The sequence below is a fragment of the Kitasatospora sp. NPDC090091 genome (genome assembly GCF_044747365.1).
Lineage (GTDB): Bacteria > Actinomycetota > Actinomycetes > Streptomycetales > Streptomycetaceae > Kitasatospora.
The window spans coordinates 56,757-72,845 of record NZ_JBIVDY010000036.1 but is presented as its reverse complement, the minus strand read 5'-3'; the positions used below and the strand labels follow the sequence as shown (position 1 = coordinate 72,845).

The following is a 16,089-nucleotide window of genomic DNA, read 5'->3' as shown; positions in this document are numbered from 1 at the left end:
AACCCGGAAGCTAAGCCTCACAGCGCCGATGGTACTGCAGGGGGGACCCTGTGGGAGAGTAGGACGCCGCCGAACAATTCTTCTGAAGAACCCCCATCCGGGTCCCGGATGGGGGTTCTTCGCATTTCCCGGCACATTCCCGCGCCGCTTGCGAACGCGGGAAGCCGACGGGGTCTGGAACCACGCGGGGGTGGTGCTAGGTCCACCTCTGTAATGGGGTGCGACGGCCAGTGCCCCGCAGACGGCGTTCGGGAACACTGAAACAGGACGATCGGGACCGGCCTCAGGAGCATCCGTGACAGCAGCGACTCGAACCAGCGGCGCGACCATGCGCGCCCAGGCGGAGGAGGCACTCACCTCGGGCGGCCGCGGCCTGGCCCGGCTCGGCCTCCTGGTGCTGGGCATCCTCCCGGTCACGGTGCTGCCGTTCCTGGCGGCGGTGATGGCGGGCGGGGCGGTCGTCTCGGCGCTGGATCCGTACGCCATGGCGGAGCTGTTCGCCATGGCCGCGGCCGGTCTGGTGGGTGCCGCGGTGGCGGCCCTCTTCGTCCGCCGGGTCTCCCGCCGGACGCGCGACCAGCTGTCCCGCTGGTGCGGCATGAGGCTGCCGGTGTCGTACACCCCCCGGCCGGCCCTGGAGAGGGACGAGCGGGGCCACTGGTGGACGGGGTACTCGTACCACCGCTCGCACAGCGTCGCGCGGGTCGCCCAGCTGCTGCACTGGGGGCTGCGCGACCGGGCGACCCGCGCGGAGGTCCTCTGGCTGGCGGTCAGCCCGATCGTGGTGCTGGGTCTCGCCGTGCCGGTGGCCGCCCTGTTGATCCTGGGGCTCGGCTGCACCTTCGCCCTCAACGATCCGGTGACCGTCGACGGCTACGGGGCGGGCGGCGAGCGGATGCTGTCGCTGGTGGTGAACGGCCTGCTGGGGCTCGGGCTGATGGCCGTCGGAGTGGCGGTGGCGCCGCTCGCGGTCCGCGCGTACGCGGAGATCGCGCGCCGTGTGCTGGGCCAGGGCGACCGCGCCTCGCACGCCCAGCTGACCAAGCGGGTGGCCGAGCTGACCGAGACCCGGGCGGACGCGGTCGGGAACCAGGCGGCCGAGCTGCGGCGGATCGAGCGCGACCTGCACGACGGCGCACAGGCGCGGCTGGTCGCGATCGGGATGACGCTGGGCACGATCGAGCACCTGATGGACACCGACCCGACGGCGGCTCGCGAACTGCTCTCCGAGGCGCGGCAGTCCTCGGCCCGGGCACTGCAGGAGCTGCGCGACCTGGTCCGCGGCATCCACCCGCCGGTGCTCGCCGAGCGCGGACTGGGCGACGCGGTGCGGGCGCTGGCCCTGGACAGCGCGTTGCCGACCGAGGTCTGCGTCAGCCTGCCGGACCGGCCGCCGGCCCCGGTCGAGGCGGCCGCCTACTTCAGCATCTGCGAGCTGCTGGCCAACGCGGCCAAGCACTCGGGCGCGGAGCAGGTCTGGGTGGACATCCTCTACCGGGCCGGGACGCTGCGGATCACGGTGACGGACGACGGTGCCGGTGTGGCGGACCCCACCCGGGGGACCGGCCTGCGCGGGATCGAGCGGCGATTGGGTACCTTCGACGGTGTCCTCGCCATCGACAGCACGTCGGGCGGTCCGACCACCATCACCCTGGAGCTGCCGTGCGAGTTGTCCTCGCCGAGGACCTCTACCTCCTCCGTGAAGGCCTGATCCGCCTGCTGGAAGCGCACGGCTTCACCATCGCCGCCGCCGTGGAGACCGGGCCGGAGCTGCTCGACGCGTTGCTGACCCACCGTCCGGACGTCGCCGTCGTGGACGTCCGGCTGCCGCCGACGCTCACCGACGAGGGGCTGCAGGCGGCGCTGAAGGCGCGGCGGGAGATCCCGGGCCTGCCCGTCCTGGTCCTGTCGCAGCACGTGCAGCAGCTGTACGCGCGGGAGCTGCTGGCGGACGGCACCGGTGGCGTCGGCTACCTGCTGAAGGACCGGGTGTTCAACGCCGAGCAGTTCATCGACGCGGTCCGCCGGGTGGCGGCCGGCGGCACGGCGATGGACCCGGACGTGATCGCCAAGCTGATGCAGAGCACCTCCCGCCGCCCGGGCCCGCTGCAGCGGCTGTCGCCGCGCGAGCGGGAGGTGCTGGAGCTGATGGCGGAGGGCTGCTCGAACTCGGCGATCGCGGCGCGGCTGGTGGTCAGCGACGGGGCGGTGGCCAAGCACATCGCAAACATCTTCACCAAGCTGGAGCTGGTCCCGGCCGACGACGCGAACCGCCGGGTGCTGGCCGTGCTCACCTATCTCAACGGCACGGCGGAGCGGGCGCGCTGACGTTCCGACCGGTGGCCGGTGAAAGATCGCGGCAGACGGTGACACCCTGGGCTGCGGAAACGCTGAAACAGCTGTACGAGTAAACTCCGGTGGGCCGAGCCCGGAGGTCGCTCAGCCGTCCGGTGCCCCGACACGCGGGAACCGGCAGCCCGAGCAGCGTACGGCCGCGGCCGACATCCAGGGGTTGATAGACGTTATGGCACGCCCAACGCTCACCAAGGCTCACCGCAGCCTGCTGGGGCTGGTCGCCGCCGGCGCCTGCCTGATCTCGGGCATAGGCTTCGCCGGGTCGTACAACGCGGTGCGCGAGCTCGCCGCGGAGAAGGGGTTCGGCACCTTCGCCTACGCGTTCCCGATCGGTGTGGACGCGGGCATCGTGGTGCTGCTGGCGCTGGACCTGGTGCTGACCTGGCTGCGGATCCCGTTCCCGCTGCTGCGGCAGACCGCCTGGCTGCTGACCGTCGCCACCATCGCCTTCAACGCCGCCGCCTCGTGGGGCGACCCGCTCGGCATGGGCATGCACGCGGTCATCCCGGTGCTCTTCGTGGTCGTCGTCGAGGCCTCGCGGCACGCCGTCGGGCGGATCGCCGCGATCACGGCGGACCGGCACATGGAGTCCGTCCGGCTGATGCGCTGGGTGCTCTCCCCGGTGCCGACGTTCCGGCTCTGGCGGCGGATGAAGCTCTGGGAGCTGCGCTCCTACGACGAGGTGGTCCGGCTGGAGCAGAACCGCCTGGTCTACCGGGCCCAGCTGCGCTTCCGCTACGGGCGGGGCTGGCGCCGCTCGGCGCCGATCCAGGCGCTGCTGCCGCTCAAGCTGGCCAAGTACGGGGTGCCGCTCGACCCGGCGGTGCTGGACCGGCTGGACGAGGAGGCGCGCGCGGCCCGCGAGGAGCGCGAGGCCAAGGAACTGCGGGACGGCCGGGCCGTTGCCGCGGCGATCCCGGCGGCCGTCGCCGCAACGCCGGCCGCCGCCGCCACACCGCCCGCTGCCGCCGCCGTTGCCGCAGCCCCGGGGCCTCGGCTCCAGCAGCAGCAGCCCGCCCCGGCCGGGGCTCAGGCCCAGGCCAGGCCGCAGCAGCAGGCCGAGGGGGCGCCCGCCGTGACGCCGGTGCCGGCCGAGGTGGCCGCGCCGATGCTCGCCAAGCTCGCCGCGGTACGGCTGCGTGCCGCGAACGAGCCGGAGGGCGAGCAGGAGCAGGCTCCGCCGCCGCGGGAGGAGCTGAACGTCTGGACGGAGCGCCCGGTCCGGACCACCGGTCCGCACGCCCAGGGCGGCGGCGCCACCGGTGGTGGCCGGGTGCCGGGTCAGGCCTCGCCGTGGTTCAAGCCGCCGCGGCCGACCGGGGACGAGCCGGCTCCGGAGCGGGACCCCGCACCGGTGCGGCAGCCCGCCACCGCGGTCGCCCAGGGAGCACCGGCCGCCGCGCCGCAGGCCGGCTACGCGGAGCAGGCCGGCTACACCGACCAGGGCCAGTACCCGGACCAGGGCGAGTACGCCGAGGAGACCGGGTACGTCGCGTACGAGTCGGCGGCCCCGCAGGGTCCGGACTTCGCCGAGCAGCAGGACGAGCTGCCCGCGCCCGGCCCCTCGGGCGAGCGGACCGGCCCGGCACCGCGCCCGGGGCACCACCGGCTCGACCCCGAGCTCGCCTACGAGGCGCTGGTCAGCTACATCGACAGCCACGAGCACCAGCCGGACCCGCAGCGGCTCGCCGACTGGCTCACCACGAAGTACAGCGTGACCGGCAACCGACCGGACGGTTCGGTGCACCCGAAGGACGTCGCCGAGCTCTACCCCGAGCTGAAGGACCGCTACCTGGCCGCCGGGCGGGACTGACCCGGCACCTCCCGTCGTTCGCCGGACCACAGCTTGGAACCGCAGCAGGACCGCAGCCCGGGGCCCATCGGCCCCGGGCTGCGGCGTCCAGCGCTCGGTCGGCCATTGACGCCCGATCCCGGCGGGGTTACCTTCGCCTCAACAAATTGTTGAAGCGCTGGTCCGTCCCGGGCCGGCGGGGCGTGGAGGAGTACGCATGTCGCAGGTCGAGGTGGACGGTACCGGACCGGCGGGCGGAGCCACGTTCTCCGACGCGGCCCGCGCCGCCGTGGACGCGCTGCTCGCCCCGGTCGACGCCGACCTGACCCGCCGCTACCCGGGTGACTCCGGCACCCGGCAGCCGGTCCACACCGTCTACGTCCCGGCCGACGCCTTCGCCGCCGACACCGTCCGCGAGTGGGGCCGCCAGGCCCTGGAGGTCTTCGACACCCACGCGGGCACCCCGGCCGAGCTGGCCCGCGCGCTCGGCGTGGCGGACGACGCGCTGCTCGCCGACGTCCACGCCCGGGTCCGGGCCAAGCTGGAGCGGGAGCCGATCGAGGACCTGCGGATCGACTTCGAGGACGGCTACGGCCCGCGGCCGGACGCCGAGGAGGACGCCGCCGCCGTCCGCGCCGCCGAGCTGGTGGCCGCCGCGGTGGCGGACGGCAGCGCCCCGCCGTACATCGGGATCCGGATCAAGTGCATGGAGGCGGCCGTCCGGGACCGCGGCATCCGGACCCTGGAGCTCTTCCTCGCCACCCTGCTGGCCTCCGGCGGCCTGCCCGACGGGCTGGTGCTGACGCTGCCCAAGGTCACCTACGCCGAGCAGGTCACCGCACTGGTCCGGCTGCTGGAGGACTTCGAGCGCTCGGCGGGGCTGCCCGCCGGCCGGATCGGGTTCGAGATCCAGATCGAGACCACCCAGGCCATCCTCGGCCCGGACGGCCGTGCCACCGTGGCCCGGATGATCGAGGCCGCCGAGGGACGGGCGACCGGACTGCACTACGGGACCTTCGACTACAGCGCCTCCTGCGGGGTCAGTGCCGCCTACCAGAGCATGGACCACCCGGTCGCGGACCACGCCAAGGCGGTGATGCAGGTGGCCGCCGCCGGCACCGGCGTCCGGCTCTCCGACGGCTCGACCAACGTCATCCCGACCGGGCCGACCGAGCAGGTGCACGCGGCCTGGAAGCTCCACCACGACCTGGTCCGCCGCTCGCTGGCCCGCGCCTACTACCAGGGCTGGGACATGCACCCGGCCCACCTGCCCACCCGCTACGTCGCCGTCTACACCTTCTACCGCGAGGGCCTGGAGGCGGCCGCCGCCCGGCTGGCCGCCTACGTTGCCAAGGCCGGCGGCGACGTGATGGACGAGCCGGCGACCGCCCGCGCCCTCAGCGGCTACGTGCTGCGCGGGCTGGACTGCGGCGCGGTCGACCCGGCGGAGGTCACCGCACTCACCGGCCTGGACCGTGCGCAGCTGGACGCGCTGGCCGGACGCTGAGCGGCCGGCAGCGGCGATGAGCTGACCGCGGCACCCGGGACCACCCGGACAGGCCCTAGGCTGGCGGTACTGCCCAGGACCTTCCGGCCTTCGGGTCGGCGGGTCCTCCCCGGGCGGTACCGCCGGCCGCTTTGCGTCCGCCGCCCGGCCTGCTCAGCCGTCCGCCGCCCCGCCGTCTCGTTGTCCGGGAGGACCACCGCACCATGTCCGCCACGCCGGAGCCGACCCCCAGGCAGTACCTCACCATCCGGCGTGCGGTCAGCCACGAGATCGAGATCAAGAAGTCCCGCTTCATCTGCCACCTCGCCCGGGTCGCGGACGAGGACGAGGCCCAGGCGTTCATCGCCGGCATCCGCAAGCAGTACTGGGACGCCCGGCACAACTGCACCGCCTTCGTGGTCGGCGACGAGCAGCGCCGCGAGCGCTCCAGCGACGACGGCGAGCCCGGCGGCACCGCCGGGGTGCCGATGCTGGAGGTGCTGCGCCGACGCGGGCTGACCGACACGGTGGCCGTGGTGACCAGGTACTTCGGCGGGATCAAGCTCGGTGCCGGCGGCCTGGTTCGCGCGTACGGGAGCTCGGTGTCGGAGGCCTTGGACGCGGTCGGGCTGCTGGAGCGCAGGCCGGTGGCGCTGCTCGCGGTGACCGCGGACCACACCCGCGCCGGCCGGGTGGAGAACGACCTCCGGGCGGCCGGGTACGCGGTCAGCGACCTGGCCTACGAGGCGGCGGGGGTGCGGATCGAGGTCGGGGTGCCCGAGCCCGAGGTGGCCGGGTTCCACACCTGGCTGGCCGAGGCGACCGGCGGAACCGCGGTTGCGGTGGCGGCGGGGCGCACGTACGTCGAGGTGCCGGTCTGACCCGGTGCCCCGGTGGTCGGACGGTGCGGTGCCGCCGTTCCGGGGTGGAGCGGGCCGGACGGTTTTCGGCCAGTGTTTCGGACAGTTCGGATCCGGGTGTTCGAAGGTCCGGACCGTCTCCCTAGCCTGGCCGGAACCGAGCAGGGAGCCGACCGGGGAGCCGAGCCGCGATGCCCGTTGTCCAGACCGTCACGCTGCCCCCGGGCGGCAGCACCGGCTGGCACTACCACCCGGGCCGGGTCGCGGTGGTGGTGCTGTCGGGGACGCTGACCAGGACGCTGTACGACGGCCGGGTCGAGGTCAGCAGCGCGGGGGACTCGCTGGTCGAGGAGGCGGGTCCGCTCCACATCCACGTCGGCCGGAACCACGGCACCGTCCCGGTGGTGCTGATCGCCGACTACGACGCCCCGGAGGGCTGTCCGCTGGCGGTACCGGTGGCGGAACCGGAGTGGAGCCGCAGCGGCGCCGAGGCGGCCGGGGACTGAGTGCGGGCCGGGCTCCGGGGGCACGCCGGGGGCCGAGCGCGAGTGCCGGGCGGCGAGTGGCGGCCACGCACTGCCGATCGGGCCGGCGGCTTGAGCGGATTCACCCCAGATTCACTCGAACGTATTCACGTGGCCTCGATTTGGAACTTCCGCTCCGGGTTGTGGCGTTTCCTGGGCAAGGATCCGGCCGAACCGGACGAACCCCCCATCGATGGAGGACGACGGACCCCACCCCCGCCACGGAGGTATGCGCATGACCTCAGACCGCTCCACGTCGCGCGCCCGCGCCGATCTGCCCGGCCCCAGAGGCCCCGCGACGCCCTACCGGATGACCGTCACGACCGCGCTCCCGCACGCCGACGCCGTCGCCCTGGCCGACCAGCGCCTCGGCGCCTGGCTGAAACAGGAGGGCTGCGAGGAACCCCCGCCGCCGGCCCCGGTGCCCGCCCACCCGGACCGCGCCCGCTCCGCCCCCGCCGGACACCTCGACCCGGCCGCTCCCGCCGGACACCTCACCGTCCCCGCCGGGCGCAACGCCCGACCCGCCCCCACCGACCCGGTCGGCCGCGTGCCGGCCGTCGCCGACGTCCCGGCCGAGCGACTGCGGCTGGGCGGCCGCGTCCTGCTCGACCGCGACGGCGGCCCGCTGCGCGGTCGCGCCGGCCGCTATGACCGCCGCCGCCTGCGCACCCCTGCCCCGCACGGCACCCACCAGCTCACGCTGACCATAGCCACCGGGGTCGACGGTCCCACCTGGGTCCGGCTGGAGGCGGAGACGCACACCACCGGCAGCGGGGTGCGGACGCCCTGCCGGGTGCCGGTGCCCGAGCTGGCCTGCGTCCTGCTCCCGCTCCTCGACGCCGCCGACGGCCCGGCCGCCGTCCAGCTGGCGCCGCGGGTGCTCACCGCCGGCGAGGTCGACGGCCTGATCGACGAACTCTGCGACCCGGAACGCCGGCTGCCCACCGTGGTGGCCAGCGTCCCGGCCGACCGGGGGATCGACGAGTGGGTCGCCGAGGTGGTCCGCCCGCTCTGCGGCCAGCTGCCCGGCCTCGCCACCGCCTACGTCCTCGATCCCGGCGCCCGCACGGAGTTCAACGTCGCGCTGGAGTACCACAGTGTGTACGGCGGCGCCGTGCGCACCTACCTGCCCGAGGTCGATCCGGCCTCGCGGCACGACGGTGCCCGGCACCCGGTGCTGGCCCGCCGCCGGATCGAGGAGGACCTCCGGCGGGCGGCCGGGCTGCTGGCCCGCGAGCCGCGCCGGATCGCCGCCGAGCAGCCGCTGCCCCCGCCGCTGGCGGCCGTGCCCGTGCTGCGGGTGGCCCCGGTCGTGCCGCGCGCAGGCACCGGCCCCGACGCGGCCGCAGCCGCGGCCGAGTTCGCCGTGCTGGCCCACGAGGAGCAGCAGGACCGGGCCGAGGAGCAGGCGAGGGCGGACGAGCTGCAGCGGGTCCGGCACAGCCTGCGCCGGGAGCGGCGCGGCGGGGCCCAGGTCCGGGCGCTGGCCGGCCGGCTCTGCGGGGGTTCCGGCGGGGTGTCCGCGGCGGCCGGCCGCGCCAAGCGCCTCCCCGGCGGCCCCGGGAGCGCCGGCATCCCTGGCACCTTCACCGAACTCATGTCCAGGATTGACGAGTTCCCGCTGCTGACCTTCACGGGGGACCAGAAGTCCGCGCTCGCCCTGGACGAGATCCAGTGTCCCGGGGCGGGCTGGGCACGGCTCACCTGGGACGGCCTGACCGCCCTTCAGGAGTACGCCGAGGCGGCGGTGCGGGGGCAGGCGGGCGGCGACTTCAAGCAGTGGTGCGAGCACACCCCGGCAGGCTGCCACCGCTTCCCGCCCCGCAAGGCGGTGCGCGGGGAGTCCCGGACGGTGTTCAGCCACACCAAGTGGAAGCGGGAGCGGATGCTGCCGGTGCCGGAGTGCGTGGACGTCTCGCGGCGCGCGTTCATGGGAGCGCACCTGCGGATCGGCGGCGGGCGGACCGCACCGCGGCTGCACTACCTCGACGACTGCTCGGGCAGTGGCCGGATCTATGTCGGCTACATCGGCCTGCACCTGACCAACACCAGGACCAACTGAGAGGCTTGGCTGACCGGCGCGCCCGTTCGGTGGACAATGACCGGCAGGGGCGGGCCGCGGGGTCGCCGGCCGGCCCGGGCAGGTGCCGGACGAGTATGGGGGAACGACCACCGATGCAGTACTCAGCTGACGGTCACTCGGACGGCACGGTCACGGCCCCTCAACCCGGATTTCTGGCCTCGGTCTTCCGGGACCTCGGCGTCGAGGGGCCGGGCGGTCCGGACCTGCCCGACGGGTTCGGCGGACTCGCCGAGGGGCCCGGTGCGGAGGGACCGACCGTCGCGCCGGCCGGTCCCTCGGCCGACGCCCCTGCCGACGCCCCCGACCACGCGCCGTCCGGGGCGGGCGCCGCCGACGAGGGCGCCGCCACGAACGCGGGCGCCGCCACCGACGCGGGCGTCGGAACGGACGAGGCGGTCGCCGCCCACGGCCGGGCCGCCGCGCTGACCCACCACCGCACGCTCACCGTCCAGGCCGAGCACGAGCAGCTGGCCGACCTGCTGCGCCGGGCGGCGCTGCCCGTCTCGGCGATGGACTTCGAGAGTCAGCTGCGCCACTACGAGCCGCGGCCCTACCCGGCCGGCGATGCGGAGCCGGCCGGCACGGACACCGAGCCGCGCTGGGCGGACTACGCCCCCGCCGAGCCGCCGGCCGCCGACCCGGACGGATCCCCCGCCCGACGGCTGCTGGACTCCGGCTACCAGCGCGAGCTGGCCCAGGCCCGGCTCACCCACCAGCGGGCCCTGCGGGAGTGGCGCACCCGGAAGGCCGAGGCCGGCAGCCCGGCCGGGGACGAGTCCCGGCGCGCCCACGAAGACGCCGAGCAGGCCCGGGCCCGCGCCGTGCGGGAGTACAACGACAGCCTGGAGGAGTGCCGCCGGGCGTATCGGCTGGCCGAGCCGGCCGCGGTGGAGTCGCTGTTGGAGCGGGCCCTGGCCGCCGCCGAGACGGCCACCCAGGACCTGCCCGCGCCCTGCCGGGCGGTGTTCCGCCCGCTGACCCGCACCGCCGTGCTGGACCTCGACCTGCCGGCGCTCGACCTGGTGCCCTCGCTGAGCGGCTACCGGCTCGGCGCGGACGGCGAGATCCTGCCGGTGCCGCGGCCGCCCGCCGACCGGGCCACCGACTACCTGCGGCTGGTCGCCCGACTGGCCCTGCGCGCACTGCAGGCGGCGGACGCCGTCGACACCGACGAGATCCTGGCGGGCGTGGTGCTCAACGGCTGGCTGCGCGGGGCCGGCGGCGAGGAGCCGCTCTGCCTGCTGAGCGTCGACGCCGACCGCGACGCCCTGGCCCGGACCAGGCTGCTGCCACCGGCCGCCCCCTCGGCGGAGCCCGACGGCGAGGGCGTCTACGCCGATGCCGAGCAGGACGAGGCACTGGTGCGGCTGCGCCAGCTCGGTGCCGCCGTCACGCCCGACCCGTACGCCCGGGCGGCGGTCGAGCCGGCCGCGGTGGCGGGTCCCGCGTTGCCGTCCGCCCCGGACCTCTCCGCCAACGAGTTCGCCCAGCTGGTCCGCGAGCTGCTCACCAGGGGCGGTCTGACGCAGTGGAGCGTACGGCTGCGCGGTCCGGCCGGACTGGTTGCCACGGGGGAGGGCACGGCGGGCAGCGCCCTGCCGGGCCGCTGGGTGGTCTGGGCCTCCCGGGGCGCAGGGCCGGTGGGGGAGGAGGAGATCAGGACGCTGGCGGAGGCGGTCCGCGAGGAGTCCGCCGAGCGCGGACTGCGGCTGACCACCGGCCGGTTCACCGACGAGGCGCTCGACCTCACCGGCGAGGACGGCCACCAGCACATCCACCTGGTCGACGGCGACGGCGTGAGCGAGCTCGCCCGCACCCACCTCGGACTCCCGCTCGCCACCGTCCACTGAAACGCTGCCGAGCCGGAGCCGAGCCGGAACCGAGCCGGAGCCGACCCCGGGTGCGGCCCCCGGGCCGGACGCGGCCCGGGCAGCGGCGCGGCGACGGCAGCGGCGCGGCGACGGCAACGGCAACGAGGAGCCGGGTCGCCGTTGCCGCAGCTCACCCTGACGGCCTGTCCGGCGGGCGGGCGCCCGGGGACGGCGCGAGGCTGGGTGCGCACGGGTGCCGGGGCGGCCGGTCGGGACACGGGGGAGGCACGGTGGGCACGGTGCCCGGTACGGGGGAGGTGCGGTGACCGCGATCCTGGTGGCCGCCGGGGCGTTCCTGATGACGCTGATCGGCGGCTACGTGGCCCAGCGCACCGGCGACCGGCGTCACCTGGTGCTCGGCTTCGCGGCCGGGCTGATGCTCGGCGTGGTGTCGTTCGACCTGCTGCCGGAGGCGCTGCACCAGGCGCCCGAGGAGGTGCACGGGGTGCCGCAGGCCCTGCTGATGTTCGCGGCCGGGTTCCTGACCATCCACATCATCGAGCGCGCGGTCGCCATCCACCGAGGGCACGAGGCCGAGTACGCGGAGCACACCCACGGCCAGCGGTCCGCCCACGGTCACGCGCACGGCCACGGTCCCACGGCCGGGGCGCAGGGCGTCGGCCTCACCGCGGCGCTGGCCCTGGTGGGCCACAGCGTGATGGACGGCTTCGCGATCGGCGCGGCCTTCCAGGCCGGGACGACGGTCGGGACGGTGGTGGCCATCGCCGTGGTCGCCCACGACTTCGCCGACGGCTTCAACACGTACACGATCACCCGGCTCTACGGGAACAACCGGCGGCGGGCGCTGACCCTGCTGGCGGCGGACGCCCTGGCGCCGGTGACCGGTGCGGCGATCACCCTGCTGTTCACCATCCCGGAGCGGCTGCTCGGCCTCTACCTCGGGTTCTTCGCGGGCTTCCTGCTCTACCTGGCGACCTCCGACATCCTCCCGGAGGCACACAGCCCGCACCCCTCGCGCACCACCCTGCTCTGCACCCTCGCCGGCGTCGGCTTCATGTGGCTGGTGATCGGCTTCGCGAGCTGAGCGCCCCCGCCTGCCACCGTGCCGGGCGCGCCCGTTCGGTCCCGTTCGGTCCCCGCTCGGCGCGACGCCGGGCCCCGCCGACGCCCGCCTCACCCGTCGAGGGCGGCCCACCGCTCCCGCATCGCGGTCAGCGCCTCCGTGATCGCCGGGCGCCGGGAGGCCTGGGTGCGCCAGATCGCGAACACCCGGCGGGAAGGCTCCGGGACGACCGGACGGGAGACCACCCCCGGGGGCAGCGCGCCCCGCCCCAGGCGCGGCACCAGGCCGATCCCCAGGCCGGCCGCGATCAGCGCGATCTGGGTCTCGAACTCGCCGACCTGGTAGCGGACGTCGGGCTCCTCGCCGGCCTCGCGCAGCGTCCGGACCAGCCAGTCGTGGCAGATGTTGCCCGGCGGCACGCTGATCCAGCGCTGCCCGCAGAGCCGCCCGACCGGCACCACGGCGAGGTCCGCCAGCGGATCCTCGGCCGGCACCAGCAGGTCCACGGCATCCCGGCCGAGGTCCAGCCGGGAGAGCCCCGCCTGGACCGGCAGCGGAACGGTCGGCCAGTCCTGGACCAGCGCGAGGTCCACCTCGCCCCGGGCGACCAGCTCGGCCGCCAGGTACGGGTCGCTCTCCAGCAGCCGGACGTCCAGGTCGGGGCAGCACACGCGCAGGTCGGCGAGGACCCCGGGCATCAGCCCGCGGGCGCCGGTTGCGAAGGCGGCCACCAGGAGCCGCCCCACCGCCCGGCCGCGCTGCTCCTCCAGCCGCACCTCGGCCTGCTCCACCAGCCCCAGGACCGCCTGCGCGGTGGCGGCGAGCTCGCGGGCGGCGTCCGTCAGCACCACGCCGCGGCCCTGGCGCTCCAGCAGCACCGTCCGGGTCTCGCGCTCCAGCTTGGCGATCTGCTGGGAGACCGCCGAGGGGGTGAAGCCGAGTGAGGCGGCCGCCCCGCCGACCGAACCGTGCACGGCCACCGCGTTCAGCGCCCGCAGGCGTCCCAGATCCATCATGGGGACCATCATGCAGCACTGCTAAAGCGTGCGCTTCAGAATTCATCGCTGGTGCTACACGGTTCCCGGCGGCCATCCTCGATGCATGACCGCCACACCGGCCGCCCCCGGCGGCAGCATGAGCCCGCGTCACATCGGCCTGGCCGTCCTGGTCGCCGCCGTCTGGGGCCTCAACTTCGTCCTCATCCACATCGGCCTGGAGAACTTCCCGCCGCTGCTCTTCTGCGCCCTGCGGTTCGCCGTGGTCGCCGTCCCGGCGGTGTTCTTCGTCGGCCCGCCCAGGGTGGCGTGGCGGTGGGTACTGGCGGTCGGTTTCGTGCTCGGCGTGGTCAAGTTCGGACTGCTCTTCCTCGGCATGCACGCCGGGATGCCGGCCGGGCTGTCCTCGCTGGTGCTGCAGAGCCAGGCGATCTTCACGGCCCTGTTCGCCGCCGTGCTGCTCCGCGAGCGCCCCGGCGGCCGGCGGCTGGCCGGTCTCGCGATCGCCTTCGCCGGGATCGGGCTGAGCGCCGTCGACCGCGGGCTCGGTGGCCCGATCGGGGCGTTCGCCCTCGTCGTGCTGGCCGCCGTCGCCTGGGGGCTGTCCAACGTGCTGACCCGCCGGGCCGCCCCGTCGGACGCGCTGCGCTGGATGGTCTGGGTCAGCGCCGTGCCGCCGCTGCCGCTGCTCGGGCTCTCGCTGCTGGTCGAGGGGCCGGCCGAGGACCTGCGGGCGCTGCGCGAGATCACCCCGGCCGGCCTCGGTGCGATCGGGTACGTCGGGCTGGTCTCCACCCTCTTCGGCTTCGTCGCCTGGAGCTACCTGCTGCGCAGCTACGACGCCACCGCGGTGGCGCCCTACTCGCTGCTGGTGCCGGTGTTCGGGATGTCCTCGGCCTGGCTGCTGCTCGGCGAGCGGATCAGCCCGCTGGCCGGCGGCGCGGCACTGCTGGTGATCGCCGGCATCGGGATCACCGCGCTGCGCCCGGGGGCGCTGTCCGCCGCGGCGGGGTGGCTGCCGCGTACGCGGCCTCGGCGGACCGCAGCGCCCGCAGCAGCAGATCCTGTTCCGCGGGGCTGACCGGGCCGAAGTACTCCAGCGCCACCTCGTGCCGGACCTGCCCGATCCGCTCGACCGCGGCGTGGCCGGCGTCGGTCAGCACGATCCGCACGGCGCGCCGGTCGGCCGGGTCCGGGGTCCGCTCGACCATGCCCGCCTCCTCCAGCGCGTCGACCACCGTGGTGGCCGAGCGGGGGGCGATGTGCAGGCGGTCCGCGAGATCGCTCAGCCGCATCGCCCGGTCCGGCAGCTCGCAGCCCGGCGCGTGCGCGAGGGTGCGCAGGGCGCGGCCCTGGCCGGGGGTGATGCCGTAGGGCTCCAGCCGTTCGCTGGTGCGGCGGCGGATCCGCTTGATCGCCCGGGTCATCGCGTCGGCCAGCTCGGCGGCCGTGTCCTGCGGCGTCGCCGGGGCGCCGGCGGAGGTGCCGTCGGGGGTGCGGTCGGGGGTGCCGGGGGCCGGGGAGCCGGGGGAGGAGCTCGCCGCGTCGTCGGTCGGCGTGGTGGTCATGGGCGGCTCTCCTCGGCAGGTGATTCGACCAAGCGTATCGGCCGGTCCGGGAGCCGGAAGGAGGACGGGGAGGGCGGTGGGGATGAGGGCGGGGAGGGCCCGGGGGAGGCCGGGGGCCCGGTTGGCCCGGAAAAGTGTTGAGTAAGGCTCACTATCTGAGTTAGCGTAGATTCAAGTGAGGGCACCCTAAGTTCCCTCCCAGACCTTGGAGGGCCTGTGCCCCGCTCCGAAGCCCGCGTCGCCACCGACCGCCCGGGCCGTTACGCCAAGCAGCTCGCCGCCCACATGGGCCGCAAGATCGAGGCCGGCTGGTCCGACGAGACCGGCCGCGGCACCCTCACCTTCCGCATCGGCACCGCCACCCTGGAAGCCGCCCCCGACGTCCTGCTGCTCGCCGTCGAGGGCGAGACGGAGAACCTGCCCGACCTGGAGGACGTGGTCGGCCGTCACCTGGTCCGCTTCGGGACCCGCGACGAGCTGGTCGTCGAATGGCACCGCGACAACGGCGAGGCCGGTCACGTCCACCGCAACGACGAGCCCGCCGAGGGCTAGGGCCGGTGGGCCGGCGGCCGGCGGGTCGACGAGTCGGGCGAGGCCACGGGCGGCGGGGGACCGGCGGGCAGCCACCGGGCCAGGGCCCAGAGCGCCAGCCCGGCCAGGCACCAGCCGGCCACCACGTCCAGCAGCCAGTGGTAGTCGCTCCACACCAGCCCGAGGCCGACCCCGGCCGACAGCAGGGCGGCCGCTCCGCAGAGCCGGCGCCGGCCCGCGGCGCCGACCGTACGGGAGACCAGCAGCGCGGCCACGCCGTACGAGAAGGCCGCCGTCGTCGTGTGCCCGGACGGGTACCAGCCCCACTGGTCCGGCGCCAGCGGCACCCCGAACGGGCCCGGCCGGCCGAACCAGGCCTTCGCCGGGACGACCAGCAGCGGGATCAGACCCGCGGTCAGCACCGCCACCAGCGGCGGCAGCCACCGGCGCGGCGCCCCCGCCCGGTGGGTCCGCCAGGCGGCCAGCGCGCCGCCCGCCAGCAGCACCGGGATCGCCGGGACGGAGCTGCCGAGGTCGGACAGGGCCTTGCCGAGGTGGTTGAGCAGCGTGCTGTGCAGCTCGTGCCGGCTCTCCCGGACGGCGTGCCGCACCCAGCGGTCCAGCCCGAGCAGTGGCCCGTCGACGGCCACCTGCCAGGAGACCGGCACCAGCACGGCGGCCAGCAGCGCCGGCAGCGCGGGAGAGGCGGCGAACCGGCGGAAGACGCGAAGCGGCCGCCCCGGAGCAGGGGGGAGAGCTCCGGGGCGGCTCTGATGATCGCCGTTCCGTGCGCCCCGGGGGGTGTGGGTCGGACGGTCGGTCGATCGGCCTTCGGTGTGCGCCGCCTCTTGCGGGGCGGCCTGGTTGTCCTCGCGGCCGGCACGCGGACCCGCCTCCGGGGGCGGTGCCGCGGACGGTTCCGCCAATGGCTTTGGCTCGCTGTCCATCTGTCATGACACTACGTCAACGGCCGTGCCCCGTTGAGTGGCTTCAGCGA

General features: G+C 75.3%; 14 protein-coding genes and 1 rRNA gene. 12 read left to right on the top strand and 3 right to left on the bottom strand.

What is annotated here, in order from left to right; genetic code table 11:
- The 10 genes from rrf to ACIPSC_RS37335 form a co-directional block, all read left to right on the top strand.
- Positions 1–75: ribosomal RNA gene (gene rrf / locus ACIPSC_RS37380) — 5S ribosomal RNA — on the top strand; the annotation flags it as partial.
- A 220-nt stretch (positions 76–295) separates the two neighbouring features.
- Complete coding sequence (locus tag ACIPSC_RS37375) at positions 296–1,711, top strand: sensor histidine kinase (RefSeq protein WP_400834283.1); 1,416 nt, start codon at positions 296–298, stop codon at positions 1,709–1,711.
- Positions 1,663–2,328, top strand: a complete 666-nt coding sequence (locus tag ACIPSC_RS37370) for a LuxR C-terminal-related transcriptional regulator (RefSeq protein WP_400834280.1) — start codon at positions 1,663–1,665, stop codon at positions 2,326–2,328. The genes ACIPSC_RS37375 and ACIPSC_RS37370 overlap by 49 nt, the downstream gene beginning before the upstream one ends.
- 196 nt (positions 2,329–2,524) lie before the next feature.
- Entirely contained in the window at positions 2,525–4,168 is a 1,644-nt protein-coding gene (locus tag ACIPSC_RS37365; protein ID WP_400834277.1) for a DUF2637 domain-containing protein, read from the top strand.
- A 196-nt stretch (positions 4,169–4,364) separates the two neighbouring features.
- Positions 4,365–5,654 (top strand): DUF6986 family protein, encoded by a 1,290-nt coding sequence (locus ACIPSC_RS37360; RefSeq protein WP_400834274.1) that lies wholly within the window; start codon positions 4,365–4,367, stop codon positions 5,652–5,654.
- Positions 5,655–5,857: 203 nt separating this feature from the next.
- On the top strand, positions 5,858–6,514 hold the full coding sequence (locus ACIPSC_RS37355) for a YigZ family protein (RefSeq protein WP_400834271.1): 657 nt from the start codon (positions 5,858–5,860) through the stop codon (positions 6,512–6,514).
- Between the two features lie 170 nt (positions 6,515–6,684).
- Positions 6,685–6,999, top strand: a complete 315-nt coding sequence (locus tag ACIPSC_RS37350) for a cupin domain-containing protein (protein WP_400834268.1) — start codon at positions 6,685–6,687, stop codon at positions 6,997–6,999.
- 253 nt (positions 7,000–7,252) lie between these two features.
- The gene (locus ACIPSC_RS37345) at positions 7,253–9,082 is read left to right on the top strand and encodes a hypothetical protein (protein WP_400834265.1); all 1,830 of its coding nucleotides are present in this window, start codon (positions 7,253–7,255) and stop codon (positions 9,080–9,082) included.
- Between the two features lie 113 nt (positions 9,083–9,195).
- The gene (locus ACIPSC_RS37340) at positions 9,196–10,953 is read left to right on the top strand and encodes a restriction endonuclease (protein ID WP_400834262.1); all 1,758 of its coding nucleotides are present in this window, start codon (positions 9,196–9,198) and stop codon (positions 10,951–10,953) included.
- A gap of 283 nt (positions 10,954–11,236) precedes the next feature.
- Complete coding sequence (locus ACIPSC_RS37335) at positions 11,237–12,019, top strand: ZIP family metal transporter (protein ID WP_400834260.1); 783 nt, start codon at positions 11,237–11,239, stop codon at positions 12,017–12,019.
- Positions 12,020–12,108: 89 nt separating this feature from the next.
- Here ACIPSC_RS37335 and ACIPSC_RS37330 read toward each other — a convergent pair whose 3' ends face one another.
- Positions 12,109–13,014 (bottom strand): LysR family transcriptional regulator, encoded by a 906-nt coding sequence (locus tag ACIPSC_RS37330; RefSeq protein WP_400834257.1) that lies wholly within the window; start codon positions 13,012–13,014, stop codon positions 12,109–12,111.
- 118 nt (positions 13,015–13,132) lie between these two features.
- Here ACIPSC_RS37330 and ACIPSC_RS37325 point away from each other — a divergent pair, with 118 nt between their 5' ends.
- On the top strand, positions 13,133–14,074 hold the full coding sequence (locus ACIPSC_RS37325) for an EamA family transporter (protein WP_400834288.1): 942 nt from the start codon (positions 13,133–13,135) through the stop codon (positions 14,072–14,074).
- On the opposite strand, the gene ACIPSC_RS37320 is transcribed toward ACIPSC_RS37325, so the two are convergent.
- Positions 13,965–14,561 (bottom strand): MarR family winged helix-turn-helix transcriptional regulator, encoded by a 597-nt coding sequence (locus ACIPSC_RS37320; protein ID WP_400834254.1) that lies wholly within the window; start codon positions 14,559–14,561, stop codon positions 13,965–13,967. The two genes, ACIPSC_RS37325 and ACIPSC_RS37320, sit on opposite strands and share 110 nt — an antisense overlap.
- Before the next feature lie 216 nt (positions 14,562–14,777).
- Here ACIPSC_RS37320 and ACIPSC_RS37315 point away from each other — a divergent pair, with 216 nt between their 5' ends.
- Positions 14,778–15,113 carry a DUF2218 domain-containing protein gene (locus ACIPSC_RS37315; protein WP_400834251.1) on the top strand — a complete coding sequence of 112 codons (336 nt, stop codon included), beginning with the start codon at positions 14,778–14,780 and terminating at the stop codon, positions 15,111–15,113.
- On the opposite strand, the gene ACIPSC_RS37310 is transcribed toward ACIPSC_RS37315, so the two are convergent.
- Positions 15,110–16,039 carry a phosphatase PAP2 family protein gene (locus ACIPSC_RS37310; protein ID WP_400834248.1) on the bottom strand — a complete coding sequence of 310 codons (930 nt, stop codon included), beginning with the start codon at positions 16,037–16,039 and terminating at the stop codon, positions 15,110–15,112. The two genes, ACIPSC_RS37315 and ACIPSC_RS37310, sit on opposite strands and share 4 nt — an antisense overlap.
- Positions 16,040–16,089: the final 50 nt, after the last annotated feature.

Coding starts and splice junctions, on each gene's coding strand:
- ACIPSC_RS37365 (WP_400834277.1), top strand. CDS start 2,525: ATGGCACGCCCAACGCTCACCAAGGCTCACCGCAGCCTGCTGGGGCTG.
- ACIPSC_RS37350 (WP_400834268.1), top strand. CDS start 6,685: ATGCCCGTTGTCCAGACCGTCACGCTGCCCCCGGGCGGCAGCACCGGC.
- ACIPSC_RS37325 (WP_400834288.1), top strand. CDS start 13,133: ATGAGCCCGCGTCACATCGGCCTGGCCGTCCTGGTCGCCGCCGTCTGG.
- ACIPSC_RS37340 (WP_400834262.1), top strand. CDS start 9,196: ATGCAGTACTCAGCTGACGGTCACTCGGACGGCACGGTCACGGCCCCT.
- ACIPSC_RS37310 (WP_400834248.1), bottom strand. CDS start 16,039: ATGGACAGCGAGCCAAAGCCATTGGCGGAACCGTCCGCGGCACCGCCC.
- ACIPSC_RS37360 (WP_400834274.1), top strand. CDS start 4,365: ATGTCGCAGGTCGAGGTGGACGGTACCGGACCGGCGGGCGGAGCCACG.
- ACIPSC_RS37330 (WP_400834257.1), bottom strand. CDS start 13,014: ATGATGGATCTGGGACGCCTGCGGGCGCTGAACGCGGTGGCCGTGCAC.
- ACIPSC_RS37355 (WP_400834271.1), top strand. CDS start 5,858: ATGTCCGCCACGCCGGAGCCGACCCCCAGGCAGTACCTCACCATCCGG.
- ACIPSC_RS37345 (WP_400834265.1), top strand. CDS start 7,253: ATGACCTCAGACCGCTCCACGTCGCGCGCCCGCGCCGATCTGCCCGGC.
- ACIPSC_RS37320 (WP_400834254.1), bottom strand. CDS start 14,561: ATGACCACCACGCCGACCGACGACGCGGCGAGCTCCTCCCCCGGCTCC.